We start from the raw sequence: 26,748 nt of genomic DNA, 5'->3' as shown, positions 1-26,748 counted from the left end.
TCGGCTCCCGTAACGCGATGGCTGGGCTGCGCGGCCTGTGCCGCACACATTGTGGAGTTTTGGGATGAAGCGGAAAATCCTCGCTGTTCTGGTGCTCAGCCTTGGCATCGCCGGCTGCAATACCAGCAACAATTATTTCGAGGACGATGATGAAGGCGTACAAAAGCCCCAGTCGTTCAACCTCTTCCAGACCGCGATGGAGGGCGCAGGCGTCATTCCGAAGCAGCAGAAGCAGCGTCTGGCCTACAAGCCGCGCGCGCCGCTGGCGATCCCGTCCAGCACCAACCTGCCGGCCCCCAGCGACGGCGAGAACAGCGCCCAGGCCGCCGTCAACTTCCCCGTCGACCAGGACGTGCAGGAAAAAGCGCGTCAGGCGCAGCTTGGCGCGGCCATCGGCCCGTCCGCCGAGCGCGACCCGGAAGACGGCAGCTACCAGGGCCTGCGCGGTGCCACCGCGCGGTCCTACCGCCTGCCCTCCGAAGCCTTGCAAGCCCGCGAGGACAAGCGCGACATCACCAAGCTGATGGATGATGACAAGACCTTCAAGGCGCAGCCCAACAAGGCCGCCAAGGGCTTCACGCTCAAGAAGCCCGGCCGTGAAGTGATCACCGCGGACGGCAAGGCCGCGCCGCGCAAATATCTCATTCAGCCGCCGGAAGAGTATCGCGAGCCCGCCCAGACTGCTGCCCTCCCCGAAAAGGGCGACATCGAGAATTCGGAGTGGGTGAAGAAGCAGCTCTACGCCAACATGCGCAAATCGAAGGCGAAGTAGGGCAAAAACCGAAAGAGGGCTGTGCCGGGGCCGCCTCCCCGGCGCGCCTTACCAACACTTAAGTGGCCCCCCGCCGCCGAGGCGCCTAGCGTCCCCCCTGAAACAGGACAGGACGGGACGCCGATGACGCTCAAACACCGCCTCGCCGGACTTGGAGTGGCCGCACTCACCATGCTTTCCGTTGAAGCCGCCATCGCCCAGCCCATCGATCTGGGCGATCTCACCATTGCGCCGGACGCCGAGACGTTCACGCTGGACAACGGCCTCGACGTGGTCGTCATTCCCGACCGCCGCGCCCCCATCGTCACGCACATGGTGTGGTACCGCGTGGGTTCGGCCGACGAGCCGCCCGGCAAATCCGGCATTGCCCACTATCTTGAGCACCTGATGTTCAAGGGCACCGAGGCCAACCCCGGCAACGCCTTTTCCACGGCCATCGCACGCGTGGGCGGCCGCGAAAACGCGTTCACCTCCAACGACTACACGGCCTATTTCCAGCAGGTCTCCAAGGAGAATCTGCCGGACATGATGGCCTTCGAGGCCGACCGGATGCGCGGTCTGGTGCTGACCGAGGCTGTCAGCGCGCCGGAGTTGAACGTGGTGCAGGAAGAGCGCCGCTCACGCGTGGAGACGAGCCCGTCCGCCGAGCTTGGCGAGGCGATGGACACCGCGCTTTACGTCAACCACCCCTATGGCGACCCGATCATCGGCTGGCCGGACGAGCTTGCCCGCCTCAGCCACACCGATGCGGTGGATTTCTACAAGGCCAACTACCGGCCGGGCAACGCGGTTCTGGTCATTGCCGGCGACGTGACGCCGGACGAGATCCGCGCGCTCGCGGGCGAGACCTATGGCAAGGTTCCGGGCGGCGAACCGGCCAGCGTGCGCACCCGCCCCGCCGCGCAGAAGCTGCGCGCCGACCGGCTCGTCTCGCTCACCGACCCGCGGGTGAACCAGCCCAGCACCCAGACCGCATGGCTGGTGCCAAGCTACACGACCGCCGAACCCGGCGTTGGCGAAGCGCTCGATGTGCTTGCCGAAATTCTGGGTGGCAGCAACACCAGCCGCCTCTACACCGCGCTCGTGCGCAACGAGCAGCTGGCAAGCTCCGCCGGCGCCTACTACCAGTCGAGCGCGGTGGACGACACACGCTTCCTTCTCTACGCGACCCCTGCCGACGGAACCGATCTTGAAACCGTCGAGAAGCGTGCCCGCGAGATTCTGGCCGACATTGCGCAAAATGGTGTCACCGACAGCGATGTCGCCCGCGCCAAGACCGCCGTTCTGTCCAGCGTTATCTTTGCGCAGGACAGCCAGTCCACGCTCGCCCGCATCTTCGGCGCTGCGCTGACGACGGGGTCCACGGTCGAAGATGTGCAGGAGTGGCCGTCGCGGCTGAACGCGGTGACCGCAGCGGACGTGCAGAACGCAGCCAAGGCGTACCTCACCAACGCCGGCTCCGTGACCGCACGTCTCCTCCCCGGCGAAGGCGCCTAAGGCACAAAAGCCCGCACCCGGCAGGAAAGCGGCGGCCGGCTCGGCCGCCGCCGCACGCCAGCTGGCTGCGATTTACAGGAAAAATTCGGTATGTTCCGTTATCTAAACCGTGCCATCGTCGTCGCTTCGTTCGTTTTTCTCGGCGCCGGGAGTGCGTGGGCCATCGACATTCAAGAAGTGACCAGCACGCGCGGCATCACGGCCTGGCTCGTGTCTGACGATACTGTGCCTGTTGTGGCGGTTGACGTTGCGTTTGAAGGCGCCGGCTCTGCGCAGGACCCCGAAGGCAAGGCGGGCCGGGCCAACATTCTGGCGTCCCTGCTGGACGAAGGCGCCGGCGACCTCGATTCGGTCGCCTTCCAGACCGCACTCCAGGACAACGCGGTCCGGCTCGGCTTCGAATCATCACGCGACGACCTTTATGGCGACATGCGGGCCCTCACCTCAAGCGTGGAGAAAGGGTTCGACCTTCTGGCCCTCGCCCTCACCGAACCGCGGTTCGATGATGAGGCGCTGAACCGGATGCGCGCGCAGGTCATCACCGGCCTTCGCCGCGACATCAACGACGCCGACGCCGTGGTCAGTGATTTGTGGGCCCGGACCGCATTTCCCGGCCACCCCTACGGCACCCCGTCCAGCGGCACGATCGAGAGCGTGTCCGCCCTGACGCGGGAGGATTTTGTCGAAGCGCACCGCAATGTTATCGCCAAGGACAACCTGTTTGTGGCGGTCGTCGGCGACATTGACGCCGAAACCCTGAAGGGTCTTCTCGACAAGGCATTCGGCGACCTGCCGGACCATGCGAACCTGACCGCTGTGGCGGACATCGAGCCTGCCGCGGGCGTCACCGTATCGGAGTCGCTCGACACGCCGCAGACTTCCATCCGCTTCGGCGGCGTGGGCATCGAGCGCGACGACGACGACTTCATCCCCGCGTTCGTGATGAACCACATTCTGGGCGGCGGCACCTTCTCGTCCTGGCTGTTCGACGAGGTGCGCGAAAAGCGCGGCCTTGCCTACTCGGTCTACTCCTACATGGCGCCCTACGAGCACACCGCGATCTTCGGCGCCGGCACTGCAACGCGCAACGATCAGGCCGAAGAGGCGATCAAGGTGATCCTCAGCCAGTTCGAGAAGATGGCGACCGAAGGACCTACCGAAGACGAGCTGGCGGCCGCAAAGGCCTACCTCACCGGCTCCTATGCGCTCCGGTTCGGTTCGTCCGCCTCCATCGCGCGCCAGCTCCTGTTCCTGCAGACCGAGGGACTGGGGATGGACTACATCGACAACCGCAACGACCTCATCAACGCGGTCACGCTGGACGATGTGCGCCGCTCGGCCCGCCGCGTGTTCGGCGATACACCGCCGACCGTTGCCATTGTGGGCCCCAGCGAGGGCTGACCGGCTGCGCTGCGTCCATAGTGGTGGATGCAGCGCACGCCTCATCTCGACAGTGCATCTCAATCGCTTATAAGAGTTTGCGTAAAATTGGCGCAAGCGATGCAGCAGGATACTCTTTCCGTCGAGCAGAAGCTGGAAGTGCTGCGTGAGCAGCACCGGGACCTCGACGCTGCCGTCGATGCGCTGGAAGCCAGCGGCTCCACCGATCTGTTGCAGGTCAAGCGCCTGAAAAAGCGCAAACTTCAATTGAAGGACGAGATACGGATGCTGTCGGCCCGAGCCCTGCCCGATATTATCGCGTGAGCGCGCAAGCCCCTGCGGTTGCCATCATCATGGGCAGCCAGTCGGACTGGGAGACCATGCGCCACGCCGCCGAGACGCTGGACGCGCTCGATGTTCCCCATGCAGCAAAGATCGTGTCTGCCCACCGCACGCCTGACCGGCTTTACGATTTCGCCAGAAAGGCGAAAAGCGAAGGCTTCAAGGTCGTGATTGCCGGTGCGGGAGGGGCCGCGCACCTGCCGGGTATGGTTGCAAGCCTCACTGCGCTACCGGTTTTCGGCGTGCCGGTGCTGAGCCGCACGCTGTCCGGCTGGGACAGCCTCCTTTCCATCGTGCAGATGCCGGCGGGCGTGCCTGTGGGCACCCTTGCCATCGGCCGGGCTGGCGCCGTCAACGCCGCGCTGCTGGCCGCCGCAGTGCTCGCACTCGGGGACGAGGCGCTGGCTCTGCGGCTGGATGATTGGCGCGCCGCCACCACCAGCGCCGTCGCCGACGAACCGACGGATACGCCATGACGCTTCAGACCGGTGCCACCATCGGCATCGTGGGCGGCGGACAGCTGGGCCGGATGATGGCCATGGCCGCATTGCGTCTCGGCTTCCGCGTCCACGTCTTTGCCCCGCCGTCCGGCGACAATGTTGCCTTCGCGGCGGCGCACGAGACCACCCTTGCGCACTACGATAACGCCCCCGCCATGGCCGCCTTCGCCGCTGACGTGGACGTGCTGACCTTCGAATTCGAGAATGTGCCGGTGGCGGCGCTGGAGGGCGTCGGCACACCCATCCGGCCCGCAGCCACCGCCCTTGGCGCCGGGCAGGACCGCCTCACCGAAAAGGTGTTCCTGCAACGCTGCGGCCTCCCCGTCGCACCGCACGCCGACATTACCGACGCAGCGAGCCTCGACGCAGCCCGCCAGTCGATCCCGGACGGCATCCTCAAGGCGCGGCGCCTCGGCTACGACGGCAAGGGACAGACCCGCATCACGCCGGACGTCGCCTCTGCCGACGCGCTTGCCGCCATCGGCAACGTTCCGGCCATCCTGGAAAAGCGGATCGGCTTTACAGCCGAAACGTCGGTCGTGCTGGTGCGCGGCGCCGACGGAACCAGCCGGAGCTACGACCCGGCGCTCAACACCCACGAAAACGGCATCCTGCGGCAAACATCATTTCCCGCGCCGGTCGAAGGCGACGTGGCCGCCGAAGCCAGGCGGCTCACGCAGGGCGTTGCCGACACGCTGGACTATGTGGGCGTGCTGGCGGTCGAGTTCTTCGTCACCGACGATCCGGATGCCCCCCTCATTGCCAACGAGATGGCACCGCGCGTCCACAACACCGGCCACTGGACCATGGACGGTGCGCTGACCGGCCAGTTCGAGAACCACATTCGCGCCATTGCCGGCTGGCCTCTGGGCGATACGAGCCGTATCGCCGATGTCACGATGCTCAACATTCTGGGCAGCGAAATCGACGATTTGCCGCGCCATGTGGAAAATCCGGCGGCGCGTTGCCACATCTATGGTAAGCGTTCCGCATCGCCCGGTCGCAAGATGGGGCATGTCAATTTCATTGAGCGCACAGTGGACTTTGCGGGCAATCGCTGGTAGCAGCCAACCCTCGCAGCGATTTTTGCGGTTGTCTTGCGGTTGGTCCTTGTCGGACCCGGCTGCGTGGCTCGCGCGTTCCCTGTGTCCGGCATGACGGTCGAGCCGCCAATCACCGTGCAACAGAAGGATTGAACTGAGTGCAGGTACTCGTTCGCGACAACAACGTCGACCAGGCGCTGAAAGCGCTGAAGAAGAAGATGCAGCGCGAAGGCATCTTCCGTGAAATGAAGATGCGGAACCACTACGAGAAGCCGTCCGAGCGCAAGGCGCGCGAGAAGGCTGAAGCGGTTCGCCGTGCACGCAAGCTGGCACGCAAGCGCGCGCAGCGTGAAGGCCTGATCCCCGGCAAGAAGCGCAGCTGACGAAGCGCGCTCGCGCGCTTCTCTGCTTTCCCTGCTAGGTTTGGCGATGCGTATCAGCCCCCGCCTTTACAGAACCGCGTTAATTGCCGCCGCCGCCGTAGCCCTTGCGGGCTGCGATCCGGAGGGCGCGATGACGTCGTCCGGCCGCGTGGTCAACACGCAGTCCGGTTCGCCGCAAAACATCGCCTCGCTGACCGAGGTGGTGAACGCGAATCCGGGCGATTCGAGCGCGTACAACGTGCGGGGCACAGCCTATGGCCGTGCCGGCAAGCTAAATGACGCCCTGGCCGACTTCGACAAGGCCATCGCGCTCAATCCGCAATATTATCAGGCCTACGCCAACCGCGCGCTGGTCTATCGCCGGCTCGACAAGCCGGATCAGGCGGTTGCCGACTATTCGGCAGCGCTGCGGTACAACCCGTCCTACGACACGGCGCTGGTCGGCCGCGGCAACATCTACCGCCTGCGCGGCAACAACGAGCAGGCGCTGGTCGACTTCAACAACGCCATCCGCATCAATCCGGGTGATCCGCGCGCCTACCACAACCGCGCGCTGATCTATCAGGCGCAGAATTTGCACTCGTTTGCGGTTGAGGATTTCGGCATCGCCATCGGCCTCGACCCCAAGGCACCCGAGCCCTACAACGGCCGCGGCGTCAGCTACCTTGCCACCGGCGACGTGGATGCCTCGTTCGAGGACTTCAACCAGGCGCTCGCGCTCGACCGCAAATATGCAGACGCCTGGGCCAACCGGGGGCGCGCCAACGAAACGGCAGGCGATCTCGGCAAGGCAAAGTCGGATTACAGTCGCGCGATCCAGCTCCGGCCGGGCTATCCGCCGGCCAAGGAGGGTCTGTCCCGCATCAACAGCGGCCGAACCCTGGCGTCAGCCCCCACCTGACAGTTGCCGTCGCGCGGGCGCAGCGCCGCCTCAGGCGGTGAGCCGCAGCGAAGCGCTGTCCTCGTCCTGTGACTTGAGGCGCGCCCGCTTCGGCAACCACAGATCCAGAAATTGGCTCAGCCATTCCTTCAGCGGTGCGTCGTAGACGGCGCGGCCGCGAAAATGGTCGGCCCGCTGGCGGGCGCCGGGCAGGCTCATCCGTGCATGGCCGCGGGTGGTCCAGCGGTGCATCATCGCCAGCGTCAGCTCGGGGTGGAACTGGATGCCGTAGGCACAGGGGCCGACGCGGAACGCCTGCTCATAATGCTGACCCTCGGCCAGAAGAGCCGTTCCCTGCGGAGTGTGGAAGCCTTCGCGGTGCCATTGGTACACCTTGTCCGGCCAGCCCATCATCTCGCGGCCAAGCTCGGTCGGTGCAATATCGTAGTAGCCGATTTCGACGCGACCCTCGCTGTGGCTCGCCACATGGCCGCCGATGGTCTTGGCCAGCATCTGCGCGCCAAGGCAGATCCCCAGAAAGGGCGTCTCCTCCGCAAGCGGCACATTGATGAAATCGATCTCGCGCTTGATGAAAGCGTCGGTGTCATTGGCGCTCATCGGACCGCCGAACACCACGACGCCCGCGTGATCGCGGGTGGTGTCCGGCAAACGGTCGCCCAGCGCCGGGCGCCGGATGTCGAGCTTGTAGCCGCGCTTGACGAGCATCTGCCCGACACGGCCGGGTGTCGAGTTGGCCTGATGCAGAACGATCAGGATCGGAAGGTCGGGAGCCGGAGACACCGGCTGCGCTGACGACGGTGGCACAGAATTGGTCATGCCTCGATCTTTATCAAATCCGGGCGCGGCCCGCTACGATTCACCTTTGGTCTTCGCCTCGATCTTGTGGCGGAGCGTCATCCGGTCCCGCGTGGAGATCCCGATCAGCTCGGCAACCCGCCACACGACATTGTCCTCGAACTCGGAAACCTCGCCGTCGGCGAACACGATTTCCCACATTGACTCCACGACCTTGTGCCGGCCCGCATCGTCGAGCTCCCGCTTCAGCACGGAGGTGAAGCTGTAAAGGTCGACGGCGTCGTCCTCGCGCACGGTCGCCTCCTCCACCAGCTGCTCGGTTTCTTCAGCAGTCAGGCCGTAGTTGCTGGCCAGCACCTCGCGCAGGCGGCGCTTCTCGTCGTCCGTCACCACACCGTCCACGGCAATGACATGAACGAGGATGGCTGCAACGGAGAGCTTGGGGTCGTCCGAACCGTATTTGTCTTCCCCTTCGCCGGCGTGTGCAATGTTGTTGATCCAGTCAGTGATGGTCTGCAGCACGTCAGCGTCTCCATGGGGTTTGATACCATCTTGGGCATTGCGCGGCGCGGCGCAAGGACCACCCGTCGTCCATCCGCGCCCGTCGCCACGAAAGCGTGATGGCGGGTGATCATCTTGTCGGGGGCGTGGGCGGCGGTTCCACCCTACCTTGCGGTCATCGAAGCCGGGCCGCAGCAGCACGCTTCACCACGGTCCGCACGCAAAGGGAAAACAGCCATGAAACAAATGCTGATTGTTGCAGCCAGCCTGACGATGGCCGGCGCTGCCTGGGCGGGCGACCAGTACGTAAACGCCACCGGCTACGCCAATTCCGGCTACGACGTTGTCGCTTATTTCGACCTGCCCCAGGCCCCTGTGGGACAGGAGCAACCGGCCGCGGTGCCGGGGTCGACAGCATTCACCGCCACCTACAACGGCGCGACATTCGCGTTTTCCAGCGCGCGGAACCTTGCCCGGTTCGAAGCCGATCCCGCGCGCTACGCGCCGCAGTTTGACGGGCACTGCGCCTACGGTGTCGCCAAGGGCGGCAAGGTCCCCGGCAGCCCCGAGCTGTGGCGCATCGTCGACAACAAGCTCTACCTCAACATCACGCCGGTGGTGGTCGGGTTCTGGAACGAGGATATTTCGGGGAACCTCGATCGTGCCGAGAACAACTGGAGCGGCATCGAGCCGGAACCTGCGTCGGGCATGGCCATCCCGAAATTCACGCCGGCCGCTCCGGTCGCCAACTAGGCGCTGACGGCGCCGACCTCCGGCTGCGGCCCGAACGCGTCCGATGCCTGAAGCCCTGCTGCGCCGATCAGCGCAGTGAGGCCTTCCAGCAACGCCCCGTCGCGGCCGAGCAGCGTCGCCCGGTCCGGTTCGCCGGTCACCGGGTCGATACCGATGACGCCAACGCCTTTCCAGTCCGGCACCGCCTCGCGCCAGCGCAGCGCAATATCGGGCCCGTAAACCCGCCAATGGCCGTGCTTGTCTTCACGAGCGCGGCCATATTCGTGGGTCGCGTCCACGCGAAGCAGATCCGGGACCGACAGGAAAATGAACCCCGTCGGCCGGACGATCCGGTCGAGTTCGGCCATGGCGGCGCGATCATTTTCCACATGCTCCATCACATGGTTGGCGATCACCACGTCGTAGGCGTTGTCGGCGCGGTCGATGGCCGACATGTCGAGACTGTTCTCGACCCCGTAGTCCGACACCTCGAAGCGGCCGAATGCATCACGCGGCGCCGAGACATCGGGGCTGAATTGCAGCGCCGACTTCCCCGCCAATGCCGGCCGCAACGCATCGAACACAGAGCGGAAGGCACGGTGGCGTTCGAGCGAGGCGCAGACAGCACAGCGCGGCGCGATGCCGCCTGGAGACATCCGCCCCTTCGGGCCGGGAATGAATGCAGTGCCACCGCAAATTGGACAGATCTTCGTGTCAGGCATTCAACTTGCCCCCATTAATTTGAAACATCGGCTTTTCCCGGGTCGGAAATTTAGAGCAGAGCCCAATTCCGGTGACGGCTTAACTTTTCTGTCACCCCGAAACGCCTTACATAGGCTGCAGTGTGCAGCATGTCGCGCATGTTCACGGCTGCCCGCCGATCCATTCAGACATCAGGCTTTGCGCCTGTCTGCGGGAGTCAGGCTGGCAACGATGAAAAGGGATCCACCGCGATGGAATTGACTGGCGAGAAGGTGCTGAAAGCACCCCGGAACGACGTGTACGCGATGCTGCACGATCCGGCGACCTTACGTCAGGCGATCCCGGGCTGCCAGCGGTTCACACAGATCGACGGAACACGGTACGAAGCCGAGATCGCGCTGAAGGTCGGCCCGATCAGCTCCACGTTCCTCGCGCTGGTCACGCTTTACAACGACGATGCGCCGATGGGCTTTTCCATGCACGGCCATGCCGACAGCGGGCGTGCCGTTGGTGGGGCTGACGGCAACGCCCATGTTGCGCTGGCGATGATTGACGAGAACACCACAAACCTTGCCTACCACACCGCCATTACGCCGCTGGGCCGCATCGCCGACCTGCCGGACGAGGTGATCGACAAGAAGGCCCGCACGCTGACGGCCGAGTTCTTTTCACGCCTGCAGCTCATTCTGGACGGCGGCGACGTCGAGCCTACGGCCGAACCGGCCATGCAGGATGCCGCAGGCAGCTGGACCGGCACTGCAACCCGCGAACGTTATGGCGACGATCCGGCGCCGCGCCAGCCTGAAGAACCGGCACCTGCCGAAAAGCCCGACACCGAATGGCAGAGCGACGCCGACTGGGAGCGCGCCCATCAGGCCGCGGTTGCAGCGCTGCGCAGGCCTTCACGGCCGAGCAGCGCCGCCGTCAGCCAGCCTGAGGCCGCTCCGGTGCAAACAGCGTCCACCGAACGCGAGCCGGTTGTGAGCGCGGCCCGCGCGGACGACGCCGCGCCCGCCGCGCGAGCACTGCCCGAAACCGACTATCGCGAGATCAAGACCTGGTCTCCCACCAGAGAGCAGGCGCCTGCCGAGAGGAGAGACGGGCCGTCAGGCGTCGGGCGCTGGCTTCTGGTGATCATCGGCATCTGCATCATTGCATACCTCATGCTCGACAGTTTCTGACCCGCATGGCGAACGGGCGCACGCCCTTTGCCATGCGCTGACAAACAAGAACGCAGCCGGCAGAGCACGACAGCCCCCCGTTAGCGGAGGCTTTCGGGTTGCCGTCATCATTTCCAGCCAGCCAGCGTAGATCCGCCCGAAAACGGCGGCTGCAATGACGATCTACGGACTCAAGTCCTGATCATTTCCCGCACATATTTTACAAATGAATCACATCTCCGAAATTTGCTGCGGTTCCTGAGCAAATTTCCTACTGCAAATATATTCTCCCTACAAACCACACATTTATTCCACACAAGTCATATTTCCCGCACACAAAGTACATCTCCCTCGTTTTGAATATTATTACGAGACATCGCACGCGTACACGCCACAATAATCCCATGGAGACTTACGCGGGGGCCACCTAGATCTTGGTTATATCAAGCCGAGGTTGCCATGCTCTCGAAATTTTACGCCCCCGCCGCTGTCTCAATTCTGAAGACCCTGTCCCGCACCTTCTGCGGCGCAGCCTGTGTCGCGATGGTGGGTGCAGGCGTGGTAGCCGGGTCTGCTGGCCTTGATGATGCTGCCGCACAGGGGTTCCGGGCATCGTCCGCACCCCTGATCGCCGCACATGAGTGGGCAGCCTACAAGAATACCTACATCCGATCGGATGGCCGTGTGGTCGATATCGAGAACCACGGTGTCAGCCACTCCGAAGGCCAGGGCTACGGCATGCTGATTGCCGCCGACGCCCACGACCGCGAGACCTTCGACCGGATCTGGACCTTTACCCGCAACACGCTGCAGATCCGCTCGGACAACCTCCTGAGCTGGCGCTATTTCCCCGATGCGCAGCCCCGCGTCCCGGACATGAACAATGCCACGGACGGAGACATCCTTGTCGCCTACGGGCTGATCCGCGCCGCACTGCAGTGGGATGACAAGCGTTACCTCGCCGAGGCGGACAAGCTCGTCCACGCGATCGGCAAGCATCTTATTGCCGATGTCGCCGGAATGAAGGTGTTGAAGCCAGGCCGTAGCGGGTTCGACAACATACCCGGCAACCGCGGCCCGGTCGTCAACCTTTCATATTATGTGTTCGGCGCACTGCGGACCTTCGAACACATTCGTCCCGAGTTCCCCTGGGACGAGGTTGTGCGCAACGGTCGCCTGCTCACCCAGCGCGCGAAGTTCGGCAGCAACCAGAGCACGCCTGACTGGATTGCCATCGACAGCAATACCGGCGCACTCTCTGTGGCGCAGGGCGTCGATCGCAAGTCCGGCTACAACGCCGTGCGGATCCCGCTCTACATGGCCGGCGGCAACCTTCCCGACGGCGATTTTGCCCCGTTCGACTGGTCGTGGAACATCGCCGGCAAAGGCTACCCGGTGGAACGTCACATGCCATCGGGTCGTAAAGTCACGAAGATGAACGACCTTGGCTATCGCTTCATTGCCGGCCTTTCCGGTTGCGTGGCCCGCGGCGTCGCTATCCCTTCGCAGGACATCTCGTTCCGCACCACCACCTACTACGGGTCGAGCCTTCATCTTCTGGGCCTCGCTGCCGCCCGCGAATATCATCCGGGCTGCGTGGCCCCTGCCGACAGCATTGCCATCGGCTCGGCATATGCTCCGGCCAGCTGACGGGAAGGGCGCTGATCGATACGGGTAAACGCCACCTGTTGATCAGCGTCATTTTGGCCTAAGCGAACCGGGCGGAGGGTCGATCGATCCCAAAAAAGTCCGACTGTGAAAATAAATACAAAATATGCTGATCATAAGAATAATTATCAGTTCAATAACCTGAAATTAAGACCCGTTCTGTCATCTTTTAGGTGACGGTCTGCTTCCGGACCGCGTTGAGCGAAGCCTGTTGCAGACGGACTTATGGTTGTCTTTTTGCGAGCAGTGTCTAAGACTCTTCATCTGTTTACGAAGAGGTCGTACGGATGCTTGCACCGCACACAGAGACGTTAGGCGGCACAGATTCCCAGAGCGACGCTTCCACGTCGGAGACAAACGGAAACATCCTTGTTGTCGAGGATGATAAATCCATTCGTGAAATACTGTCGCTCATCCTCGAACAGGAAAATTTTTCGGTTTCAACCGCTGGAAGCGTCCTGGAAGCCGATCAGAAGCTTGCATCGCGCAATTTTCTGGTTGCGCTTATCGACTTGCGGCTGGATGACGGAGACGGTCTCGAGCTGGTGCGCAAGCTCGCTTCCCGCGAAACGACAGCCGTCATAATCATTTCGGGTCGCTCGGATCCGGTCGACAAGGTGATCGGCATCGAGGTGGGTGCGGATGATTATGTCGGCAAACCCTTCGAGACGCGGGAGCTCGTCGCGCGCGTAAAGCGTCACGCAAGCCGGATGCGTCAGCTTCAGGTTTTGGGCCGCTCGGCCAACGCGGAATCCGACGAGCAGCCCAAATTGAAGATCGGCGAATGGCTGCTCGACAGCGCTCGGCACATCGTGGAAAGTGCTTCGGGTGAACGCCAGAACCTTTCAGATGCGGAGTTTCGCACGCTTGAGTTCATGCTCAACAATCGCGGGCAAGTAATGTCTCGGGACAGCATCTACCGTTATGTTGTCGGCGCCCCACAGCGCGACCCGCTTGATCGCAGAATTGATGTTCATGTCTCCAGTCTTCGTCGAAAATTGAACTTAGGTGCTACAGATGGCATTCGGACGGTGCATCGCGTCGGATACATTGTCGATTAATTCAATCGTTGAGTCGCTCCGCGCTTGTCCGGCTGGAGGCTGTTTTGGATAGAGTACACGTCGGCATATTAGACGACGAAGTGCACATTTGCTCTCTGCTTGAGATGGCGGTTACCGACGCCGGCATGAAGGCGTTCGCCTACAGCAATGCCCGCGATCTTGCGAAGAACCTCGACAACGACAAGCTCGATATCGTCATTTCAGACCTGATGATGCCCGGGTGCGACGGTGTCGAATTCGTGCAGATGCTCGCAGACCTTGGCGACCGCCCGTCTCTCATCCTGATGAGCGGTTGCGACGAGCGGACCCTTGCCACAACGGCAGACATGGCCGAATCGCGCGGCATCGAGGTGCTGGGCGTCCTCCACAAACCATTTGATATTCCAGACCTTCTGCGCCTCCTCGGCCAGAGCGAGCCACCGTCCGAAGATGGCTCCCTGGATGTCAGCGCTGCCGTCAGCAAAGGGCAGATCGTTGCCTACTACCAGCCGATCTTCACCGTGAGCCCGTCGCGGGAACGCCCGGTGGAGTATTGTGAAGCCCTTGCCCGCTGGCAGCATCCCTCGCGCGGCCTCCTCGGGCCCGGCCAGTTCCTGCCGAAGATCGAAAACCCCGCGCTCTGGTGGGATTTCACCCTGCATATGGCGCGAATCACCGCCCGGCAGGTGGCGGACTGGGAGCGATCCGGCTTTCCCGTCGGCGGCGCAATCAACCTTCCCCCCGAGGTGGTGACCGACTCGCGGCTGCCTGACGCCATGTTCGCCATCGTCGAAGAGTTCGGCATCAGCGCCAAGAAGCTGCGCCTGGAGCTGACCGAATACAGCAAGTTCCAGAGCACCGAGGAAGCAAAATACAACCTGACGCGCCTGAAGATGCGCGACTTCCCTCTCAGTCTTGACGATTTCGGGATTGGCTATTCCTCATTCGAGCGCCTGAACATAGGTCTTTTCGACCAGATCAAGATCGACACGACCTTCCTCGCAGCAGCAAAATCCAGCAAGAAGGCGATCAGCATCATGCGGGCCGCAGCGGACCTTGCCCACTCGTTGAACATCGACGTGTGCGCCGAAGGCGTGGAAGACAGCCAGACCATGAAGATCGCGCTGGAGGTGGGGTGCACCAGCCTGCAGGGGTTCGGCCTTTGCCCACCACGGAGCCCGGACCTCATCACCATGCAGTATGCGGTATCGCCGGACGTCACGTCGGATCGGCGCTCGACGCTCCCTGCTCACGCGGCGCTGTCTCTCTGAAGGCCGTCCTCAGCGTTTCCGACAGCTGCGCCAACGTGTAGGGCTTGGACAGCAGCGGCCATTCAATCTTCTCGCCGGCGGTCTCGGTCTCCGGAAAACGCGCGAAGCCCGACGTCAGGACGATTGGCAACGCCGGGCGGAGCGCCGCTGCCCGATGCGCCACGCTGATCCCGGACATGCCGCAACCCATCACCACGTCGCTGAAAAGAAGGTCGACCCTGGCGTCGCTTTCCAGAATGCGCACGGATGCGATCCCGTTGTCCGCTTCGAGCGTGCGGTATCCGAGCGTTTCGAGCATCATCGTCACGTGCGCACGAACCTCCGGATCGTCCTCGGCAACCAGAACGATCTCGCCGCTGCCACGCACGATCCCGCGTGCCACCAGACGTTCCGGCTCTTCGGCGAACGTGTCGGAGCGCGGCAGATAGATGCGAACCGTCGTGCCCACACCCAGCTCTGAATTAGCCTGAATATGCCCGCCTGACTGCTTCACGAAGCCATAGACCATGCTGAGGCCAAGACCGGACCCTGTTCCGGTCTTGGTCGTGAAGAATGGCTCGAACACCCGCGCCAGCGTCTGGCGGGACATGCCGCACCCAGTGTCGCTCAGCGAAATCATCACATAATCGCCGGCACTCATTTCCGACATTCCGGCCGCTTCCGTTTCGCTGAGCGACGTGTTGCGCAGTTCGACATTGAGGGTGCCGGACCTGCCTTCCATCGCATCACGCGCATTGATGCAAAGGTTCACGATCGCGCTTTCCAGCTTGATCGGATCAACCAGCGCCTGCCACAGCCCTTCCGAGCGGACGATGTTGACGCCAATCTCGTCGCCGACCGTTTCCTGAAGCAAAGGTTCGGCATTGGTGACGAGTTCGTTCACGTCGACGCTGCGCGCCTCCAGCTCCTGGCGCTGCGCAAAGGCCAGCATCCGGCCGACGAGGTCGCGCCCGCGCTCGGCCGCATCGCGCGTCATCCTGACCAGCGGCAGAATGCGGCCGTCGCCCGGATCGATCCGGTGCAACATCAGATCTGCGCCGCTCAGGATGACGGTGAGAAGATTGTTGAAGTCGTGCGCAACGCCGCCGGTCAGCTCCACCACAGCGTCGAGCCGGGTGCTGCGCTGCTCTTCTTCATCCAGCGCGATCGGGGCCGCCTTGTCAGAATAGATGCCCAGGATCGCACTGGCCTCGCCATCTGCGTCAACCGCAAGGGTGAGCCTGCCGTGGACAAGCAGCGTCTTGCCGCTACGGGTGCGGTGTGTCGTCGAGCCGGACCAGCGCCGATCGCGCTGAACGGCGCCGACAATCCGCGCGTGCTCTTCCGGTTCTTTGGCGATCAGGCTTGCCACGTCGGCGCCGACGACTTCGGCCCTGGTCCAGCCGTAGACGCACTCGGCCTCGCGGTTCCAGTACAGGACCTTGCCCGCAAGATCGAAAACGACGACAGGATCGCTAGCGCCGTCGAGCATCGTGGAGTGGCGGCGGGCCGGCGCATCATCGGTCCGCTGGTCGGTCACGTCGGTGGTGATGCCGAACAGGCTTTCCGTCTTGCCGTCGACCGTTCTTGCCTCTCCAACGATGCGGATCTTCCGGGTGGCGCCGCGCCCGTCGGCAATCTCCACCTCGCAGTCAAGCTGTTCGCCGGTGTCGATCGCATGCTGCACGGCTTCGCGGACTTTCTTTCCCACTTCGCCTGCGAAGAGCTTTCCCGGCTCGTCGCCGCCAGGACGCTCTCCATCGGAGAGGCCGTGGGCTCCAAGCATCTGCTGGTCGGTCCATTGGAATTCCAGTGTCCGCGCATCGAGCGACCATGCGCCAATCTTTGTGCGCGTGCCGATCTGCGCCAGCATCCGGCTCTGCCGGTCAAAATCAATTTCCATTTGGGCGGCATTGATCTGCGCCGCTTCAAGCCTGCGCCGATCAAGCCTTGCCTGAAGCTGACTGGCAGCCAGCTGAGCGGCGAGCTTCATCCCATCCGTTTCCGCATCGGAGACGGGGCGCGCCGGTCCACCTTCAAGAATGATTGCGCCGACCACCTCGCCTGTCTGCGCCACAACCTCGTGGCTCGCCCGGAACGCGGACCCACATTGGTCGCCCCCTGAGGACGCGCCGCACACCACGACACGAACCGGGGCGTCATTGCCATGCAGTTGAAGGGAGACCTGGTGCGCGTTCGTTGCCAGACGCAGCATTTCGAGAATTGGTGTGAGCCCCGTGTCGTCCGGCTCCACAAGCTCGGCCGGATGAGCGCCTGCGAATGAAAGCGCCGTCCCTCCAATCGAACGGGGTTGCAGCCGGGTCAGCGAGGGCATCGACGTCTTCACGTCTCGGATACGAGCTGTTTCATATGTCGAGCAGGCCTAACGGCATTTGTTTTCTACGTATTGAGCCGTACACGATAAATAAAGCAAGTCTGATTCAAAAATTGCCTTCGGCTGCCCACAAGACTGATCCTGTCAATTTTTGTTGCCAGCGTTCTGGCCGCAGTAAGTTTTCTGGACCGTACTGCACAAAATTGTCGTGACGGCCAAGGGCCGACGCCCCTGATGTATCACCGTGAAAAAACATAACGGACGGCTGTGTTGCCGTCAGCTATCAGAGGTCATCCAGAAGGCATAATATATTAAAAAAGGCCCGGAAGCACAGCCTTGATGCCGTGCTGCCGAGCCCACGAGGATCAGATTGAGACCGGAGTCCGCGGCGGTGGTCTTGTCAGTCCACCGAAAGCAGCATGACCGCGAACTGCTCCTGCGGATCAGTCCACGCCTTGACCGGCGACAGGTTTGCCCCGCGCGCAAAGTCGGCGAAGCTTTCCAGCGTGTACTTGCGGCTGTCCTCGGTGTGGATCGCCTCGCCCGCCTCGAATGCGATGGGATGGCCGGCCACTGTCACGGTCACCGCTTCGTCAGTCCGCAAGCGCATCTCGATGGCGCTCGTGGCCTCGTTGAAGCGCACGTCATGCGCAAAGTTCGGAACATCGAAGTCAGCGTCCAGCTCCCGGTTGATGCGCTGGAGAACGTTCTTCTTGAAGGCAGCGGTGATTCCGGCAGGATCATCGTAGGCGTCAATCAGTGTCTGACGGTCCTTCAGAAGGTCGAAGCCGATCAGAAACCGGTCCGCTCCGGACATTTCATGCAGCGAGCGCATCAACGCCTGCCCGTCCGCCAGGCTCATGTTGCCGACGGTGGAGCCGGGGAAGAAAATGACCGCCCGCTCCGGCTTGTCCATGGAAAATGGCCGGAAGAAGTCGGCCGCAATGCCCTTGACCGCGAGTGAAGGGTAGAGCGCTGCCATCTCGTCTGCCACCGCAAGCAACTGCTCTTCGGCAATGTCGATGGGCATGTAGCCAGCCGCGCGCGGCCCGAGTGCGGCCAGAAGCGGGCGCACCTTGGTGGCCTCGCCGGCACCCGGCTCGACGATGGTCACGTCATCGCCCAGCGCGTCGGCAATCTCGTCGGCATTGGCCTCCAAAATCGCCATTTCAGTGCGGGTCGGGTAGTAGTGGTCGAGCTTTGTGATCGCCTCGAACAGCTTGGCGCCGACCCCGTCATAGAGCCAGCGCGCATGCAGTGTCTTGGGCGCCGCGGTGAGCCCGCTCAGTACCGAGCGCGCAAATTCGGCGTGCTCAGCGCCTTTGAGAACGGGGGGATAGTCCATTTATGCATCCTCTGCGAGGCGTAGTCCTGCGAACTGCCACCGCTGATGTGGGTGAAAGAAATTGCGGTATGTGTGCCGCGCATGGTCCCTTGCGGTCGCGAATGACGCGCCCCGCAGCACATACTGGTTCACCATGAACTTCCCATTATACTCGCCAAGTGCACCGACAACAGGCTTGTAGCCCGGAAAAGCGGCATGGGATGAGCGGGTCCACTGCCAAACCTCCCCCGCCATTTGCCGCAGGCCGGTTCGCACACCGGTGGGGCGCGGCCGCAGATACATCGCGTCGATGAAACTGCCGTCGTCCACCGCGTCCGCCGCGGCCACCTCCCACTCGAACTCGGACGGCAGACGCTTGCCGGCCCAACGGGCAAACGCGTCGGCCTCGTAATAGCTCACGTGGTGAACCGGGGCGTCGCGGTCGACCAGCTGCGTCCCGCGCAGGCCAAAGGTCCACCACTCGCCATCATGCTGCCGCCAGTAGAGCGGCGCCCGCCACCCGGCCGCCCTGGCCGCATACCACCCGTCCGACAGCCACAGCGTTTCCGCGTCGTAGCCGCCATCCTCGATGAATGCGATCCACTCCCCCGCCGTCACCAGCCGTCCGGCCATGCGGAAGGGCGGCACGTAGGTCTGGTGCCGCGGGCCTTCATTGTCGAAGTGAAAGCCCTTTTCGGCGCCGATGCTGACCATGCCGCCATCGAAGCTCATCCAGTCGGCCTCGGTCTCGGCCGCCTCCATCGCGATCGGTGCGGGAGGCACGAATGCCGGCTCGAGCGGATTGAAGGAGAAGGCATGGAGGATATCGGACAGGAGGAGCTCCTGATGCTGCATCTCGTGATGACAGCCAAGCTCCACGCGCTCCTCGATCTCGGCGCGCCGGCCATGCGGCGGGTCGGCCAGCAGCGCCGACACCCGCGCGTCAACCACCGCGCGATAATGGAGCACCTCGGCAGCGGACGGGCGCGTCAGCATTCCGCGCATGGGGCGCGCGTGCCGGCTCCCGGCCTGCACATAATAGGAGTTGAAGCAGTGGGCGAACTTCGGATCGTGGGGCTTGTAGCCGCTTTCGAACGGCGCCAGCACGAATGTTTCGAAGAACCATGTGGTGTGGGCAAGGTGCCATTTGGCCGGAGACGCGTCCTCCATCGACTGCACGACCATGTCTTCGGGCGTCAGCCGTGCGGCGAGGTCCGAAGTCCGGTTGCGGGTGCGTTCGAAAAGGGCGGCTACGCTTGCCGGGTCGCGTTGCGAGTCAGTCTGTGCCATCGGCGGATGTCCTTTCGTCGGAGCCTTTCGGCGCCGCCGTCCGGCCGCGGGCGGCGGCTACCGGCCTCGCGGCATTTCACGCATCGAGCGTGCGCGCTTCTTCCGGGATCATGATAGGAATTCCATCCCGGATCGGATAGGCGAGCTTGGCCTGATCGGAGATCAATTCGTGCGCTGCGGCGTCGTAGCGCAGCGTGCTCTTGGTCACCGGGCAGACGAGAAGCTCCAGGAGTTTCGGGTCGACGGCACGCTCTTCGGTCATTGTCGCAGGTGTCCTTTAGGGGCTAGTTCAGCGTCGGCTTATCGCCTGCCTGACGCGCAAGCTCAATCTCGGTGATGGCAACCAGCGTCGCGGCACGCGCCCGTAGGTCGGGCGCTTCCAGAAGCGCCTGCTTCTCGGCCGGACCGTAGGGGCTCATCATCGCCAGCGTGTTTACCAGCGCTTCGTTGGACGCCGAGCGAACGCTCTTCCAGTCCGCCTCAAGATCGTTGGCGTCCAGATAGCTCTGGAAGGCCTCGATCAGCGCATCGCGGTCCACATCCTCCTCGCCGCTCTCACCGTCGAGATCGCAGGCGAAATCTTCGGCGGAGATGCGGCAGCGGCGGAAAATGTCACCCTCGTCCACCTCCTCCAGCACCTTGAAGCGGCAGATGCCGGCGAGCTGGATCAGATAGCGCCCGTCGCCGCTCTCCTGGAACGAAGTGATGCGGCCGAGCGACCCGATTTCGCAAAGCGGCGGCGCCTCCGGGTCGCTCCCGGCCTCACCATCGAACCGCGGCTGAACCATGCCGATGACGCGGTGGGTCGCCAGCGCCTCGTCGATCATCGCCAGATAGCGCGGCTCGAAGATGTTGAGCGGCAGGTGGCTGCGCGGCAGCAACAACGCCCCCGACAGCGGAAACACCGGCACCGAGTCCGGGATCTCCCGCACGTTCTCATAGGCGGTGTTACCGATACGCATCTGATCCTCCAACGTTCACGCGAAAAGAACCGATGCCATCTTGCGGCGGCCAGCCAGGGTCGCAGGGTCGGTCGGGCCCCACGCCTCGAAGAAGTTGAGGAGTTCCTTGCGCGCAGCGCCCTCGTTCCAGTCCGCCTCGCGGCGCAGGATGACCACGAGCTCGTCCACCGCCCCCTTGCGGTCGCCTTCTGCGGCCAGTGCGATCGCAAGGTCGAGACGGGCTTGATGATCCTCGGGGTTCTCCTCCACCGCAAGGCGCAGCTTTGCGGCCTCGCCAAGGCTGGCGGCCTGCTCCTTCAGCCGCAGCGCGGCTTCCAGCGCCTGAATTTCCGGCTTGGCGCGCATTTCGGGCGTCACCGAGTTGAGGAGTTCCTCGGCGCCTGCGGTGTCGCCGGCGTCCAGGCTGACGAAACCAAGCCCGGCGATGGCCCCGGCGTGCTCTCCGTCATTTTGCAGGATCTGGGTGTAGATTGCGGCGGCCTGATGGAAATCGCCTGCCACGCGGGCAGCATCCGCGGCCTCCAACGCTTCGGCAATGCCGTCACCTGCGGGACCGGCCACGCGCTCCAGAAATGCGCGGATCTGGCTTTCGGTCTGCGCCCCCACGAAGCCGTCGACCGGCTGGCCCTTGCTGAAGGCAATCACCGCCGGGATCGACTGGATGCCGAGCTGGCCGGCAATTTCCGGGTGGTCGTCGATGTTCATTTTCACCAGCGACACGCCGTCGAACGCGGCAACGGCCTTTTCGATGATTGGCGTCAGCTGCTTGCAGGGGCCGCACCACGGCGCCCAGAAATCCACCAGGACGACGCTGTCGCGCGAGGCCTCCACCACATCGACCATGAAGGTCTGCGTGGTCGTGTCCTTGACGGTGCCGCTGCCGGCAGCAGGGGTCTGGGTCGCGGGTTTTGAGGAGACGACCTGTCCCCCCGGACCAAAGAGCGTGCTCATGCGGTTGGCTTGTCCTGCTTCTTAAAGTTCAAACGTAGGTGAGTCTGCCGTTAAGGCAATCGCCCGCGGCTTTTCGCAGCGCAATATCGGGCGCCGCCAGTCACGAGCGCAAGCTGACCTGCCCCGCTCAGACGTCCTGTGGCGCGGGAAGGTCCGTCACAAGCGGCGGATGGCCGACATGGTTGAGATAGGCGAGGAAGGCGGGTCCTGCCACTGTCACGGTTGCGGTGTTGCGCAATGGATGGACGTTGACAAGGTCCGCGGACGCAACATCCGGATGCAGGACGCAGATCACCGCCCGCTCCGCATCGTTGACCAGCGCCAGCGGCGTCACCGAGCCGGGCGTCACGCCAAGGTGCATTGCCATGGCATCCGCGGATGCAAAGCTCACGCGGCCCCTGGCGCCGATGGCGGTGTGGATGCGCTTGAGGTCGACCGCGGCGTCTTCCGGTGTCGTGACCAGGAAGAGCGCGCCTTTCTTGTCTTTCAGGAAGAGGTTTTTGGTGTGAACGCCGGGGATGGTGCCGCGCAGATCCTGGGATTCGTCCACCGTGTGCGCGGCCTCGTGCTCCACCGTGGGCGGATCGATGCCGAGGGCGGCGAAGGCTTCGGCCATCAGGTCGAAGCCTCGGGGTGCTGCCGGCGCGGTCCCTTCGGGCGCGCCGGCTTGGGGGTCGCTCACCAGCTTCAGCCGGCCTTGGTGACGGCGCGGCCCGCCAGCACCGAGACGAGATGCGCACGATATTCGGCAGAGCCGTGGATGTCGGACAGCATCTGGTCCGGGCTGATGGCAACGCCGGTCACCGCATCGGCAGACCAGTTGGAGGCCAGCGCCTGTTCCATCTCGGCAACGCGGAAGACGCCCTCGTTGCCCGACCCGGTCACCGCAACCCGCGGCTCGCCGTTCGCCAGCACCGCAACGAACACCGAGCAGAGCGAGTAGCGCGATGCCTGGTTGCGGAATTTCTCGTAAGCCGCCTTCTTGGGCACCGGAAACGAGATCTTGGTGATGATCTCGTCGTCAGCCAGCGCGGTCTCGAACATGCCCTGGAAATATTCCTCCGGCGTGTAGGAGCCCTTGGTGGTGTGGATGGTGGCGCCAAGTGCCATCACCGCGGCCGGGTAGTCGGCCGCCGGGTCGTTGTTGGCGAGAACGCCGCCCATGGTGCCCATGTTGCGCACCGCCGGGTCGCCGATGGTGGCGGCAAGGCCGCACAGCACCGGCAGCACGCGCCGGATGTCATCCGACTGCGCCACCTGGGAGTGGGTGGAGGCAGCACCGATGGTGACGGTGTCGCCGTCCACCGTGATCCCCTTAAGCTCGGGGATCTTGGTGAGGTCGATCACGTCGGACGGGGCCGCCAGCCGCTGCTTCATGGTGGCGATCAGCGTCTGACCGCCGCCCAGAAACTTGCCGTCTTCGGCAGCGTTCAGCTTGGCAACGGCGTCGTCCAGCGATGAGGCCTTTGAGTAATTGGTCGCGTACATTCCGGTCCCCTATTCCGCCGCCATCGCCGGGCGGTTCGCATTGATGGCACGCCACACCTTTTCCGGTGTCGCGGGCATGGTCATGTCTTCGGTGCCGATTGCATCGGTCACCGCATTGATCACGGCAGCCGGTGCGCCAATGGCACCCGCCTCGCCGCAGCCCTTCACACCCAGCGGGTTGTTGGGGTTGGGCGTTTCGATGTGGCCGAGGCTGAAGTTCGGCAGGTCGTCCGCGCGCGGCACGCAATAGTCCATGTAGGACGCGGTGATGAGCTGGCCGTTATCGTCGTAGATGCAGCCTTCAAGCAGTGCCTGGCCGATCCCCTGCGCAAGACCGCCATGGACCTGCCCCTCGACGATCATCGGGTTGATGATGACGCCGAAGTCGTCCACCGCGACGAAGTTGATCACCTCGGTCACGCCGGTGCCGGGGTCGATTTCCACTTCGCAGATGAACGTGCCGGCCGGGAACGTGAAGTTCGCCGGATCGTAGAACGCCTTCTCCGACAGCCCCGGCTCCATGTCGTCGGGGATGTTGTGGGCGGTGTAGGCACCGAGCGTCATCTCGTGCCAGGCAAGCTTCTTGTCGGTGCCCGCCACCTTCAGCTCGCCATTTTCGATGACGATGTCGTTCTCGTCGGCTTCCAGCAGGTGGCCGGCGAGCTTCTTCGCCTTCTTTTCCACCTTGTCGACCGCCCTGGAGATCGCGCCCATGCCCACCGGGCCGGAGCGCGAGCCGTAGGTGCCCATGCCGAACTGCACCTTGTCGGTATCGCCGTGGACAATCTGCACGTTGTTGATCGGCAGGCCGAAGCGGTCGGCGATCACCTGCGCAAACGTCGTCTCGTGGCCCTGGCCGTGGCTGTGCGAGCCGGTCAGGAGTTCGATGGTGCCAACCGGGTTCACGCGAACCTCGGCCGATTCCCACTGCCCGACACCGCCGCCCAGCTGGCCGACAGCCTTGGACGGCGCAAGCCCGCACGCCTCGATGTAGCAGGAGAAGCCGAGGCCGCGCAGCTTGCCGCGCCGCTCCGCTTCGGCCTTGCGGGCGGCGAAGCCGTCATAGTCGATTGCCGCGAGGCCCTTGTCGAGCAGCGCGTCGAAGTCGGTCGGGTCGTACGCCATCAGGACCGGCGTCTGGTACGGGAAGTCGCGGATGAAGTTCTTGCGCCGCAGCTCCACCGAGGAAACGCCGAGCTGGCGTGCCGCAGCTTCCACAATCCGCTCGACCACAAAGGTCGCTTCCGGCCGGCCTGCGCCGCGGTAGGCGTCCACCGGGGTGGTGTGCGAGTAGACAAGCTTCACGTTGGCGTAGACATTCGGCGTCTTGTACTGGCCGGACAGCAGCGTGGCGTAGAGGTAGGTCGGCGTCGCGGACGAGAACAGCGACATGTAGGCGCCGATGTTCGCGATGGTGACGACCTTGAGGCCCGTGAAGTTGTGGTCGGCATCGAGCGCCAGCTTCACCTTGGTGGCATGGTCGCGGCCGTGGGCGTCGGTCATGAACGCTTCGGTGCGGTCGGCGGTCCACTTGATGGCGCGGCCGAGCTTTTTTGCGGCGTAAAGGCAGCAGATCTCTTCGGGGTAGACGTAGATCTTGGAGCCGAAGCCGCCGCCGACATCAGGCGCGATCACGCGGAGCTTGTGCTCGGGCGCAATGTTGTAGAACGCCGACAGCACCAGCCGTGCCACATGCGGGTTCTGGCTGGTGGTGTTGAGGGTGAAGTGCTCTTCGGCCCGGTCGTAGGAGGCGACGGCAGAGCGCGGTTCGATGGCGCTCGGCACCAGCCGGTTCTGGAAGAGGTCCAGCTCCACCACATGCGCGGCGCTCGAAAATGCAGCGTCGGTGGCTGCTTCGTCGCCCAGCTCCCAGTCGCAGATGAGGTTGTTGGGGGCTTCGTCGTGAACCTGCACGGCGCCATCGTCCATGGCGTGTGCAAAGTCGGTCAGCGAGGGGAGTTCGTCGTAGACGATGTCGATGGCTTCGGCAGCGTCCACGGCCTGCGAGCGCGTTTCGGCGACCACCAGCGCGACGGGCTGGCCCACGTGCCGCACGGTGTCGGCGTCCATCGGCCGCCACGGCGCCGCCTTCATAGGCGTGCCGTCCTTGGAGTGAATCATCCAGCCGCAGATGATGTTGCCGACCGCCCCGTCGATCAGGTCCTGACCGACGATGATGCCGACGACGCCCGGCATCTTCTCGGCTTCCGAGATGTCGAGCTTGGTGATTTTTGCGTGCGCATGGGGCGAGCGCAGGAAGACGCCTGCGGTCAGGTCGCGCTCGGAAATATCGTCGGTGTACCGGCCCTGGCCGGTAATGAAGCGCTTGTCTTCCTTGCGGAGAGCGCGCGCGCCGATGCCTTCGATGCCCATGGTGATGACCCCTATTCGGCGGCCATCGCCGGGGTCCCGCGCATCTCTTTCGCGGCCGCGTCGATCGCTTTGACAATGTTGTGGTAGCCGGTGCACCGGCAGATGTTGCCTTCCAGCTCCTTGCGGATGACCGTTTCGTCCAGCCCCTCGGGGTGACGCTTCACGATGTCCACCGCCATCATGATCATGCCCGGCGTGCAGAAACCGCACTGCAGGCCATGATGCTCGCGGAAGGCGGACTGCATCGGATGCAGCTCGTCGCCGTTGGCAAGGCCTTCGATCGTGACGATCTCGCTGCCGTCGACCTGCGCCGCAAAAACGGTGCAGGATTTGACGGCCTGCCCGTCAATGTGGACGGTACAGGCGCCGCACTGGGAGGTATCGCACCCGACATGCGTGCCGGTGAGGCCCAGATGCTCGCGAATGAGCGAGACCAGAAGCGTCCGGTCCTCAACATTGCGCGTAACTTCGCGGCCGTTCACGGTGAGCTTGACCTCACTCATTGCGTTACCCCCTGATCGTTTCGAACTTGGCTAATTCCAGTTATTGCAACGCTATCAGAACTAGGATCACGACGGCAAACGCGAAAAGGCCCCACATGAACGCACCGCCCCATGCGTTCCGGCCCGCCGCCACCTCCAGCTTTTCCTCAACGCCGTCTTCGCCGTGCGCCGAATCGACCGGCCGGGCCCTGGCGGCGATTTCCGTCTCCGTAAGGCCCTCGTCGATCCGCGCGGCAGTCAGCTCGGGCCGCGGGGTGGGCTCGACCCTGCCGGTCGGCTCGGGTGCTGGCGCAACCGGTGGCGCTGCGTCCACCGCATCCGGCGCCGCCGCCGCCGTGCCGACCTTTTCGCTGAACGCCTCGAAGAAGTCTGCGGCGTATTTGCGGGCGGTGGTGTCCACCAGCCGCGAGCCCAGCTGCGCCAGCTTGCCGCCTACCGTCGCGCGCGCGTCGTAGCGCAGAATCGTGTCGCGGCCGTCTTCCTCCAGCGCCACGTCGGCCGAGCCCTTGGCAAAGCCCGCAACGCCGCCCTTGCCCTCGCCCACCAGCGTGTAACGCTCCGGCGCCACCGGATCGACGATGGTCACGTCCGCGTCGAATTTCGCCTTCACCGGGCCGACCTTGGCCTGAACGGTTGCGCTCAGGGCGTGATCGCTGACCTTTTCCATCCGCTCGCAGCCCTTGATGCAGGCCTTCAAAATGTCAGGATCGTGCAGCGCGTCCCACACCACCTTGCGCGGAGCAGAGATTTTGTGTTCGCCAGACAGTTCCATGAAACGCGTTCCTCCAGTTACACCCGACCCGTCAGGCACAGGTTCGGCAATGTTTGCCCCGTCCGACAGAGACCCTCAACCGAA

General features: G+C 63.8%; 28 protein-coding genes. 14 read left to right on the top strand and 14 right to left on the bottom strand.

The window, feature by feature from the left end; translation table 11 throughout:
- The first annotated feature begins 64 nt into the window (after positions 1–64).
- From RDV64_RS10865 to RDV64_RS10830, 8 genes are all read left to right on the top strand, one after another.
- The gene (locus RDV64_RS10865) at positions 65–772 is read left to right on the top strand and encodes a hypothetical protein (protein WP_309199274.1); all 708 of its coding nucleotides are present in this window, start codon (positions 65–67) and stop codon (positions 770–772) included.
- A 123-nt stretch (positions 773–895) separates the two neighbouring features.
- On the top strand, positions 896–2,269 hold the full coding sequence (locus RDV64_RS10860) for a pitrilysin family protein (protein ID WP_309199273.1): 1,374 nt from the start codon (positions 896–898) through the stop codon (positions 2,267–2,269).
- A 90-nt stretch (positions 2,270–2,359) separates the two neighbouring features.
- Positions 2,360–3,670: a pitrilysin family protein gene (locus RDV64_RS10855; protein WP_309199272.1), complete on the top strand. Its 1,311-nt coding sequence runs from the start codon at positions 2,360–2,362 to the stop codon at positions 3,668–3,670.
- Positions 3,671–3,769: 99 nt separating this feature from the next.
- A complete protein-coding gene (locus RDV64_RS10850) occupies positions 3,770–3,973 on the top strand; it encodes a YdcH family protein (protein ID WP_309199271.1) in 204 nt (67 codons plus the stop codon).
- Positions 3,974–4,002: 29 nt separating this feature from the next.
- Positions 4,003–4,467, top strand: coding sequence for a 5-(carboxyamino)imidazole ribonucleotide mutase (gene purE, locus RDV64_RS10845; RefSeq protein ID WP_375143826.1), 465 nt, complete (start codon positions 4,003–4,005; stop codon positions 4,465–4,467).
- Complete coding sequence (locus RDV64_RS10840) at positions 4,464–5,555, top strand: 5-(carboxyamino)imidazole ribonucleotide synthase (protein ID WP_309199269.1); 1,092 nt, start codon at positions 4,464–4,466, stop codon at positions 5,553–5,555. The genes purE and RDV64_RS10840 overlap by 4 nt, the downstream gene beginning before the upstream one ends.
- A gap of 137 nt (positions 5,556–5,692) precedes the next feature.
- Positions 5,693–5,917 (top strand): 30S ribosomal protein S21, encoded by a 225-nt coding sequence (rpsU, locus tag RDV64_RS10835; protein WP_309199268.1) that lies wholly within the window; start codon positions 5,693–5,695, stop codon positions 5,915–5,917.
- Between the two features lie 130 nt (positions 5,918–6,047).
- Positions 6,048–6,818, top strand: a complete 771-nt coding sequence (locus RDV64_RS10830; protein ID WP_309199267.1) for a tetratricopeptide repeat protein — start codon at positions 6,048–6,050, stop codon at positions 6,816–6,818.
- Between the two features lie 30 nt (positions 6,819–6,848).
- Here the strand turns inward: RDV64_RS10830 and RDV64_RS10825 are convergent, their stop codons facing one another.
- Together RDV64_RS10825 and RDV64_RS10820 are read right to left on the bottom strand one after the other, a co-directional pair.
- Positions 6,849–7,634, bottom strand: a complete 786-nt coding sequence (locus RDV64_RS10825; RefSeq protein WP_309199266.1) for a glutamine amidotransferase — start codon at positions 7,632–7,634, stop codon at positions 6,849–6,851.
- Positions 7,635–7,667: 33 nt separating this feature from the next.
- The gene (locus RDV64_RS10820) at positions 7,668–8,135 is read right to left on the bottom strand and encodes a TerB family tellurite resistance protein (protein ID WP_309199265.1); all 468 of its coding nucleotides are present in this window, start codon (positions 8,133–8,135) and stop codon (positions 7,668–7,670) included.
- 216 nt (positions 8,136–8,351) lie between these two features.
- Between RDV64_RS10820 and RDV64_RS10815 the strand changes: the two genes are divergently transcribed.
- Positions 8,352–8,867 (top strand): YHS domain-containing (seleno)protein, encoded by a 516-nt coding sequence (locus RDV64_RS10815; RefSeq protein ID WP_309199264.1) that lies wholly within the window; start codon positions 8,352–8,354, stop codon positions 8,865–8,867.
- Here RDV64_RS10815 and RDV64_RS10810 read toward each other — a convergent pair.
- Positions 8,864–9,502, bottom strand: coding sequence for a methyltransferase domain-containing protein (locus RDV64_RS10810; RefSeq protein ID WP_309199263.1), 639 nt, complete (start codon positions 9,500–9,502; stop codon positions 8,864–8,866). The two genes, RDV64_RS10815 and RDV64_RS10810, sit on opposite strands and share 4 nt — an antisense overlap.
- A gap of 297 nt (positions 9,503–9,799) precedes the next feature.
- Between RDV64_RS10810 and RDV64_RS10805 the strand changes: the two genes are divergently transcribed.
- The 4 genes from RDV64_RS10805 (at position 9,800) to RDV64_RS10790 (ending at position 14,687) form a co-directional block, all read left to right on the top strand.
- On the top strand, positions 9,800–10,729 hold the full coding sequence (locus tag RDV64_RS10805) for an SRPBCC domain-containing protein (RefSeq protein ID WP_309199262.1): 930 nt from the start codon (positions 9,800–9,802) through the stop codon (positions 10,727–10,729).
- A gap of 438 nt (positions 10,730–11,167) precedes the next feature.
- Positions 11,168–12,358 carry a glycosyl hydrolase family 8 gene (locus RDV64_RS10800; protein ID WP_309199261.1) on the top strand — a complete coding sequence of 397 codons (1,191 nt, stop codon included), beginning with the start codon at positions 11,168–11,170 and terminating at the stop codon, positions 12,356–12,358.
- Positions 12,359–12,663: 305 nt separating this feature from the next.
- Entirely contained in the window at positions 12,664–13,437 is a 774-nt protein-coding gene (locus RDV64_RS10795; protein WP_309199260.1) for a response regulator transcription factor, read from the top strand.
- A gap of 44 nt (positions 13,438–13,481) precedes the next feature.
- Positions 13,482–14,687 (top strand): EAL domain-containing response regulator, encoded by a 1,206-nt coding sequence (locus tag RDV64_RS10790; protein ID WP_309199259.1) that lies wholly within the window; start codon positions 13,482–13,484, stop codon positions 14,685–14,687.
- Here RDV64_RS10790 and RDV64_RS10785 read toward each other — a convergent pair.
- The gene (locus RDV64_RS10785) at positions 14,635–16,377 is read right to left on the bottom strand and encodes an ATP-binding protein (protein ID WP_309199258.1); all 1,743 of its coding nucleotides are present in this window, start codon (positions 16,375–16,377) and stop codon (positions 14,635–14,637) included. The two genes, RDV64_RS10790 and RDV64_RS10785, sit on opposite strands and share 53 nt — an antisense overlap.
- Between RDV64_RS10785 and RDV64_RS10780 the strand changes: the two genes are divergently transcribed.
- Positions 16,345–16,791: a hypothetical protein gene (locus RDV64_RS10780; RefSeq protein WP_309199257.1), complete on the top strand. Its 447-nt coding sequence runs from the start codon at positions 16,345–16,347 to the stop codon at positions 16,789–16,791. The genes RDV64_RS10785 and RDV64_RS10780 overlap by 33 nt on opposite strands.
- A 610-nt stretch (positions 16,792–17,401) precedes the next feature.
- Here RDV64_RS10780 and egtD read toward each other — a convergent pair.
- The 10 genes from egtD to RDV64_RS10730 form a co-directional block, all read right to left on the bottom strand.
- Positions 17,402–18,346: an L-histidine N(alpha)-methyltransferase gene (egtD, locus tag RDV64_RS10775; protein WP_309199256.1), complete on the bottom strand. Its 945-nt coding sequence runs from the start codon at positions 18,344–18,346 to the stop codon at positions 17,402–17,404.
- Positions 18,347–19,615 (bottom strand): ergothioneine biosynthesis protein EgtB, encoded by a 1,269-nt coding sequence (egtB, locus tag RDV64_RS10770; RefSeq protein ID WP_309199255.1) that lies wholly within the window; start codon positions 19,613–19,615, stop codon positions 18,347–18,349.
- Between the two features lie 76 nt (positions 19,616–19,691).
- Positions 19,692–19,877: a Trm112 family protein gene (locus RDV64_RS10765; RefSeq protein ID WP_309199254.1), complete on the bottom strand. Its 186-nt coding sequence runs from the start codon at positions 19,875–19,877 to the stop codon at positions 19,692–19,694.
- Between the two features lie 22 nt (positions 19,878–19,899).
- Positions 19,900–20,577: an LON peptidase substrate-binding domain-containing protein gene (locus RDV64_RS10760; protein WP_309199253.1), complete on the bottom strand. Its 678-nt coding sequence runs from the start codon at positions 20,575–20,577 to the stop codon at positions 19,900–19,902.
- A gap of 15 nt (positions 20,578–20,592) precedes the next feature.
- Positions 20,593–21,528 carry a thioredoxin gene (gene trxA, locus RDV64_RS10755; protein WP_309199251.1) on the bottom strand — a complete coding sequence of 312 codons (936 nt, stop codon included), beginning with the start codon at positions 21,526–21,528 and terminating at the stop codon, positions 20,593–20,595.
- 127 nt (positions 21,529–21,655) lie between these two features.
- Positions 21,656–22,210: a prolyl-tRNA synthetase associated domain-containing protein gene (locus RDV64_RS10750; protein WP_309199250.1), complete on the bottom strand. Its 555-nt coding sequence runs from the start codon at positions 22,208–22,210 to the stop codon at positions 21,656–21,658.
- Between the two features lie 5 nt (positions 22,211–22,215).
- Positions 22,216–23,016 (bottom strand): xanthine dehydrogenase family protein subunit M, encoded by an 801-nt coding sequence (locus RDV64_RS10745; protein ID WP_309199249.1) that lies wholly within the window; start codon positions 23,014–23,016, stop codon positions 22,216–22,218.
- Between the two features lie 9 nt (positions 23,017–23,025).
- Positions 23,026–25,389 (bottom strand): xanthine dehydrogenase family protein molybdopterin-binding subunit, encoded by a 2,364-nt coding sequence (locus tag RDV64_RS10740; protein WP_309199248.1) that lies wholly within the window; start codon positions 25,387–25,389, stop codon positions 23,026–23,028.
- An 11-nt stretch (positions 25,390–25,400) separates the two neighbouring features.
- Positions 25,401–25,892 carry a 2Fe-2S iron-sulfur cluster-binding protein gene (locus tag RDV64_RS10735; protein ID WP_309199247.1) on the bottom strand — a complete coding sequence of 164 codons (492 nt, stop codon included), beginning with the start codon at positions 25,890–25,892 and terminating at the stop codon, positions 25,401–25,403.
- 40 nt (positions 25,893–25,932) lie between these two features.
- Positions 25,933–26,664, bottom strand: a complete 732-nt coding sequence (locus RDV64_RS10730; RefSeq protein ID WP_309199246.1) for a carbon monoxide dehydrogenase subunit G — start codon at positions 26,662–26,664, stop codon at positions 25,933–25,935.
- Between the last annotated feature and the right edge of the window lie 84 nt (positions 26,665–26,748).

The sequence above is a fragment of the Acuticoccus sp. MNP-M23 genome, assembly GCF_031195445.1.
Taxonomy (GTDB): domain Bacteria; phylum Pseudomonadota; class Alphaproteobacteria; order Rhizobiales; family Amorphaceae; genus Acuticoccus.
This window is presented reverse-complemented; position numbering and strand designations above follow the sequence as displayed.